The organism is Streptomyces sp. NPDC031379, assembly GCF_055569615.1.
Genome location: NZ_JBVIIT010000005.1, coordinates 369573 through 376209 on the forward strand (window position 1 = coordinate 369573; position 6637 = coordinate 376209).

At 75.0% G+C, this 6637-nt stretch carries 4 protein-coding genes and 1 pseudogene; 4 read left to right on the forward strand and 1 reads right to left on the reverse strand.

The genetic code is table 11. From position 1 onward, the window contains the following. Positions 1-8: 8 nt before the first annotated feature. The 3 genes and pseudogenes from ACZ5CW_RS10205 to ACZ5CW_RS10215 all read left to right on the forward strand — a co-directional run bounded on the left by ACZ5CW_RS10205 (position 9) and on the right by ACZ5CW_RS10215 (position 2339). A pseudogene (locus tag ACZ5CW_RS10205) lies at positions 9-1008 on the forward strand (SDR family oxidoreductase). Positions 1009-1027: 19 nt separating this feature from the next. Next, positions 1028-1528, forward strand: coding sequence for a metallophosphoesterase family protein (locus ACZ5CW_RS10210; RefSeq protein ID WP_468599837.1), 501 nt, complete (start codon positions 1028-1030; stop codon positions 1526-1528). A 196-nt stretch (positions 1529-1724) separates the two neighbouring features. Further along, the gene (locus ACZ5CW_RS10215; RefSeq protein ID WP_468599838.1) at positions 1725-2339 is read left to right on the forward strand and encodes a GNAT family N-acetyltransferase; all 615 of its coding nucleotides are present in this window, start codon (positions 1725-1727) and stop codon (positions 2337-2339) included. Positions 2340-2855: 516 nt separating this feature from the next. On the opposite strand, the gene ACZ5CW_RS10220 is transcribed toward ACZ5CW_RS10215, so the two are convergent. Then, positions 2856-3962, reverse strand: coding sequence for an XdhC family protein (locus ACZ5CW_RS10220; RefSeq protein ID WP_468599839.1), 1107 nt, complete (start codon positions 3960-3962; stop codon positions 2856-2858). 232 nt (positions 3963-4194) lie between these two features. Between ACZ5CW_RS10220 and ACZ5CW_RS10225 the strand changes: the two genes are divergently transcribed. After that, on the forward strand, positions 4195-6522 hold the full coding sequence (locus ACZ5CW_RS10225) for a GTP-binding protein (protein WP_468599840.1): 2328 nt from the start codon (positions 4195-4197) through the stop codon (positions 6520-6522). The last annotated feature ends 115 nt before the right edge of the window (positions 6523-6637 follow it).

A 6637-nucleotide genomic window follows, 5' to 3' on the forward strand; every position in this document is an offset into this window, starting at 1 on the left:
AGGAACCGATGCCCTCCACCGTCGTCATCACCGGAGCCAGCGCCGGCATCGGCCGCGCCACCGCCCGCCGGTACGCCCGGCGCGGCGCCGACGTCGTCCTGGTCGCGCGCGGCGAGGGCGGCCTTCAGGCGGCGGCCGACGAGGTCGCGGCGCTCGGCGGACGACCGCTGGTACAGGTGGCCGACGGCCGACCCCGCGCAACTGGAAGCCGCCGCCGAGGCCGCGGAGAAGGCGTTCGGCCCGATCGACGTATGGATCAACTGCGCGTTCTCCACGGTGTTCGCACCGTTCGAGGAGATCACCGCCGAGGAGTTCCAGCGGGTCACCGAGGTGACCTATCTCGGCTTCGTCAACGGCACCCGCTCGGCGCTGAAGCGCATGGTGCCGCGCGACCGGGGCACGATCGTGCAGGTCGGCTCGGCGCTCGGGGAACGGTCGATCCCGCTGCAGTCGGCGTACTGCGGCGCCAAGCACGCCATCAACGGCTTCACGTCCTCCCTGCGCACGGAACTGCTGCACCGCGGCAGCAACGTGCACGTCACCGTCGCCCAGATGCCCGCCGTCAACACACCCCAGTTCCAGTGGGTCCGCTCCCGGCTGTCCCAGCACCCCATGCCGGTCCCGCCGATCTACCAGCCCGAGGTCGCGGCGCTAGGGGTGCTGTACGCGGCCGACCACCCACGCCGCAAGCAGTACTACGTCGGCGCCACCACCGTCGCCACCCTCTGGGCGAACCGTCTCGCCCCGGCCCTGCTCGACCGCTATCTGGCCCGCACCGGCTTCGCCTCCCAGCAGAGCGACAGCCTTCCGGCCGCGGGCCTGGACAACCTCTTCGAACCGGTCGACCGCGAGCCCGCCGACGACCAGGGCGCGCACGGCGCCTTCGACGACAGCGCGCACTCCCGCTCCTGGCAGGCGACCCTGGTCCGGCACCCCGCCGTCACGGCCCTCGGCGCGGGCGCCGCCGCGCTGGGCGCGGTGCGCGGCATCCGCCGCCTGACCTCCTGAGCACGCCTAGGCTGACCACGTGCGCCTCCTCCTCATGTCCGACACGCACCTCCCGAAGCGCGCGAAGCGGCTCCCGGAGCCGCTGCTCGCCGAACTCCCGCACGCGGACGTCGTGATCCACGCCGGGGACTGGGTGGACACCGCCACCCTCGACCTGCTGGAGAGCCGTAGCCGCCGGCTGATCGGCGTCTTCGGCAACAATGACGGCCCCGCGCTGCGCGCCCGGCTGCCCGAGGTCGCGGACGCCGAACTGGGCGGCCTGCGCTTCGGGGTCGTGCACGAGACCGGCCCCGCCCAGGGCCGCGAGGCCCGCTGCGCCGCCCGCTTCCCGGACCTCGACGTCCTCGTCTTCGGCCACAGCCACATCCCGTGGGACACCACCGCCCCCGGCGGCCCGCGGCTGCTCAACCCCGGCTCCCCGACGGACCGCCGCCGCCAGCCCCACTGCACCTACCTCACGGCGACGGCCGCCGACGGAGCGCTCACCGACGTGACCCTGCACCGCCTGCCGCCGCGATAGCGCGCCGCACACCGCCGCGACAGCTCGCCGCTCGTCGCATACCTCTTGCCGTCGCGGTAGCTCGTCGCTTGCCGCACACCGCCCGCCGTCGCGGTAGCCCGCTGCTCGCCGTTCGCCGCACACCGCCTGCCGCAGCGCCGGCGCACCCCTGCCCGGCGCGCGGTCGCGTGTCCGCCGCTCGTGCGAGGATGCCGGAATGATCTCCAGCGCCGGCATACCCGACGTCGTACCCGCCGGCCGCATGGCCGACCGCGCGCAGCCGGTCCTCGATCTGCCGGGCGGCCGGGAACTGCGGCCCTGGCGGCCGGAGGACGCGGACTCGCTGCTCGCCGCCGGACAGGATCCCGCGATCCGCCGCTGGAACCTGTTCACCGTGACCGACCGCGCGGAGGCAGGCGCCCGGATCGCCCGCATGCACGAGCGGTGGCGGGCCGAGACCGGCGCCGTGTGGGCCGTCGCCCGGCCGGGCGACCCGGCCGTCGGGCTCATCGGGCTCAACGACGTCGACCTGGCGGGCGGCGCCGCCGAACTCGTCTACTGGCTGCTGCCGGCGGCCCGCGGCGGCGGGGTCGCGGTCGAGGCGACCCGGCGGCTCGCCCGGTGGGCCCTGGACGACCTGGGCCTGCACCGCCTGCGCCTGTGCCACTCGACGGCGAACCCGGCGTCCTGCCGGGTGGCCGGGAAGGCCGGATTCACCTTCGAGGGCACCCAGCGCGGGGCCCTGCTGCACGCGGACGGCTGGCACGACCAGCACCTGCACGCGCGCGTGGCCGGCGACCCCGAGCAGCCCGCTCCGGAGCACGGCGGGTAACGCGCGGAAGGGGAAGGCCGGCGCCGCGCGGTACCCGTGACGCACGGCTCACCCACCGACAGCTCTGCCACGGCGCGCGGTGCGGACGTCGGCGGACCGCGGTGAGTGGTCGCCGGGTACGCGCCGGCACCGGCCTCCCCGATGCTCACCAGCGGCACCGCCGGGGACCGGTACGGCCACCAGCGGGTCGTGCCGGCCGGGCTCGTGGAGTTCGGTGCCGGGTCGCCCGGCTGCGGCCTCGCCTCCGGGGTGTCCGTGCCGGTGGCCGCCCGCGTGGCACAGGGGATCGGCGCCGTCCTGCTGCTGCCCGGCACCTTGGCGATCATCGCCCGCGCCTTCCCCGACCTGGCGAACGGGCCCGCGCGATCGGCGTCCGGGCCGGCATCGGAGGCCTCGCCCTGCCCGCGGGCCCGCTGCTCGGCGGCGGGTGCCGGTGGCCGGTCACGTGGTTGCCCGCGCCCCCTCGCAGCCGACCTCGGCGTGCGGCGGGCCGGACACCGGTCACCGTCGGATCGCTCAGGGGGCCGCGGCCGGGTGGATGGCCCCGCTGGTCGCGGTGAGCGGCGCCCCGCTGCCGCCCCAGCGCAGGGCGACGATCTCGGCGGCGACGGAGACGGCGACCTCCTCGGGCGTACGGGCCCCGAGGTCGAGCCCGAGCGGTGAGCGCAACCGGGACAGCTCGGCCTCGATGAGACCGGCCTCGGCCAGCCTCGCGCGCCGCTCGTCGTGGGTGCGGCGGCTGCCCATCGCCCCGATGTAGGCGGCCGGCCGGCGCAGCGCCTCCCGCAGCAGCGGTACGTCGAACTTCGGGTCGTGGGTGAGGACGCAGATCACCGTACGGTCGTCGGTGTCGGTGCCCTGGAGATAGCGGTGCGGCCAGTCGGCGACGACCTCCACGGCCGCCGGGAAGCGCTTGGGCGTGGCGAAGACCGGGCGGGCGTCGCACACGGTCACCCGGTAGCCGAGGAAGTCGCCGATACGGGCCACCGCGGCCGCGTAGTCGATCGCGCCGAAGACCAGCATGCGCGGCGGCGGCGCGAAGGACTGCAGGAACACCGTGACATCGTCCTCGCGGCGCTCCCCGCGCGGCCCGTAGTGCCTCAGGACGGTGGCGCCGAGGGCGAGTTCGCCGCGCGCGTCGGCGGTGACGGCGACATCGAGCCCGGCCGCGCCCAGTGTCCCCGCCACGGTGTCCGGCCAGACCGCGAGGGAGGCACCGCGCGCGGCGGGTCCGCCGACCACCGTCGCCAGGGTCACCGGCTCACCCGCGGCGACCGACGCGGCGACCGCGCCGAACGCCGGGTCCGAGGCGGACGTGACCGGCCGCAGCAGTACGGTGATCTCGCCGCCGCAGGTGAGACCGACCGCGAACGCGTCCTCGTCGCTGTACCCGAAGGTCTCCAGCCGCGCCTCTCCGCTCGCCACCACCTCCCGCGCGAGTTCGAACACCGCGCCTTCCACACAGCCCCCGGACACGCTCCCGACGACCTCGTCGTCCGGCCCCACGGCCATGGCGGCGCCGGGTCCGCGCGGGGCGCTGCGGCTGACCGCGACGACGATGGCGAGCCCGAACGGGCTGCGGGTCGCGTACCAGCGTTCCAGCGCCGGGAGGATCTCACGCACGCCGCGCTCCTTTCTTCCCGGCCGGCGTGGTGCCGTCACTCTATGGCCCCGCCCTGGGGGCGGCGAGCGCTGCGGTGCGGCGACTAGTTGAGCGTTAATCCATTGCCGCCGGGGGAGTGTCCCTGCTCCACTGCTCGGGACCCGACGTCACACAGAGAGGCCCTCCAGATGCGCGCTGCGTGCATGTCCACCCAGGAAGGAACCCACCCCATGCCGAAGGACATCACGCTCAGTGCATCTGCTCAATCTCGGAATTCTCGCGCATGTCGACGCCGGTAAGACCAGCCTGACCGAACGGCTGCTGCACACGGCCGGAGTGATCGACGAGATCGGAAGCGTCGACGCCGGCAGTACGACCACGGACACGCTCGCCCTGGAGCGGCAGCGCGGCATCACCATCAAGTCCGCGGTCGTGTCGTTCCCGCTCGACGGCGTCTCCGTCAACCTCATCGACACCCCCGGTCACCCGGACTTCATCGCCGAGGTCGAGCGGGTGCTCGGCGTCCTCGACGGCGCCGTCCTGGTCGTCTCGGCCGTGGAAGGCGTCCAGGCGCAGACCCGGGTGCTGATGCGGACCCTGCGCCGGCTGGGCATTCCCACCCTGGTCTTCGTGAACAAGATCGACCGGCGAGGCGCCCAGCACGACGCCGTGCTGCGCCGGATGGCGCGGCGGCTGACCGTACCGCTCGTCCCCGTGGGGCGGCCCGCCGCGCTCGGCACCCGTGCCGCCCGTTTCGTCCCCGGCCTCGGAACGGCCGCACTGGACGTCCTGGCCGACCACGACGACGACCTGCTCGCCGCGTACCTGGACGGCGGTGTCCCCGACGGCCGACTGCGTGCCGCGCTCGCGGCCCAGACCCGGCGGGGACTGGTCCATCCGGTGTACTTCGGCTCCGCCATCACGGGCGCCGGAGTGCCCGAGCTGATCGAGGGCATCGAGCGGCTGCTGCCCGCCGCCGACGGCGACCCGGACGGCCCGCTGTCGGCCACGGTCTTCAAGGTCGAGCGCGGCCCGGCCGGGGAGAAGGTGGCCTACGCGCGCATCTTCTCCGGCACCCTGCGCGTCCGCGACCGCGTCCCCTTCGGCGACGCCCGAGACCCGGACCGGACCGCGAACGCACCCGAGACGAGCCGGCCCACCGACCACAAGTCAGACCGGCCCGCCGACCACAGGACAGGCCGGCCCACCGACGGCGGGAAGGAGGGCCGGGAGTCCGACGGCCGCAGGGAGGGCCGAGAGGTGGGCGGTCGCCAGTTGGGCCGGGAGGCCGACGGCCGTGAGGTGAGCCGGGAAGCCGAGGGTCGTAGGGAGGGCCGCAAGAGGGGCCGAGAGGTGGGCGGTCGCCAGATGGTCCGGCAGACCGACGGCCGTGAGGTGAGCCGGGAAGCGGACGGTCGTAGGGAGGGCCGGGACGCGGGCGGTCGGAGGACGGGCCCGGAAGTCGAGGGCCGTGAGGAGGGGCGGGTCACCGCGCTCAGTGTCTTCGAGCGGGGTGTGGACGAGCGGCGGGAGAGCGCCGGCGCCGGGCGGATCGTGAAGGTGTGGGGTCTCGGCGGCATCCGTGTCGGCGATGCGCTCGGCGAGCCCCGAGCGGCGTACGAGCACCACTTCGCGCCGCCCACCCTGGAGACCGTCGTCGTCCCCGGACCCGGTACCGACCGGCGCTCACTGCACCTCGCGCTCACCCAGCTCGCCGAACAGGACCCGCTGATCGGCGTCCGCCACGACGAGCTGCGCAAGGAGACGTCGGTCTCCCTCTACGGCGAGGTGCAGAAAGAGGTCATCCAGGCGACCCTCGCCGACGAGTACGGCCTGGACGTCACCTTCCGCGAGACGACGACCCTGTGCATCGAACGGCCGGTCGGCACCGGGCACGCCGTGGAGTTCAACAAGAAGGAACCCAACCCCTTCCTCGCCACCGTCGGCCTGCGCGTCGACCCGGCCCCGCCCGGCTCGGGCGTGGCGTTCCGGCTGGAGGTGGAGCTGGGCTCCATGCCGTACGCCTTCTTCAAGGCCGTCGAGGACACCGTCCGCGAGACCCTCGGCCAGGGGCTGCACGGCTGGCGGGTCACCGACTGCACGGTCACCATGACCCATTCCGGCTACTCGCCCCGGCAGAGCCACGCCCACCAGGGCTTCGACAAGAGCATGTCGAGCACCGGATACGACTTCCGGGGCGTGACCCCGCTGGTCCTGATCGAGGCGCTGCGCCGGGCCGGCAGCGTGGTGCACGAGCCGATGCACCGCTTCCGGCTGGAGGCGCCGGCGGACACGCTCGGCGCGCTGCTGCCGGTGCTCGCCCGGCTGGGTGCCGTACCCGAGGCCACCGGCACGCACGGGCCGGCCTGCGTCCTGGAGGGAAGGGTGCCGGCCGCCCGGGTGCACGAGCTGGAGCAGCGGCTGCCGGGGCTGACCCGGGGCGAGGGCGAGCTGGAGACGGCCTTCGACCACTACGCGCCGGTCGCGCGCGGCACGGTGCCCGAACGGCCGCGTACCGACCTCAACCCGCTGAACCGGAAGGAGTACCTGCTGAACGTGACGCGCCGGGTGGGGGACTGAGCCCGCTCACGGACGACGGGCCGGGGGGGGGGGGGGGGGGGGGGGGGGGGGGGGGGGGGGGGGGGGGGGGGGGGGGGGGGGGGGGGGGGGGGGGGGGGGGGGGGGGGGGGGGGGG

What these genes read in the sequence shown, in the direction of transcription:
- ACZ5CW_RS10215 (WP_468599838.1), top strand. Translation starts at nt 1,725, where the DNA reads ATGATCTCCAGCGCCGGCATACCCGACGTCGTACCCGCCGGCCGCATG.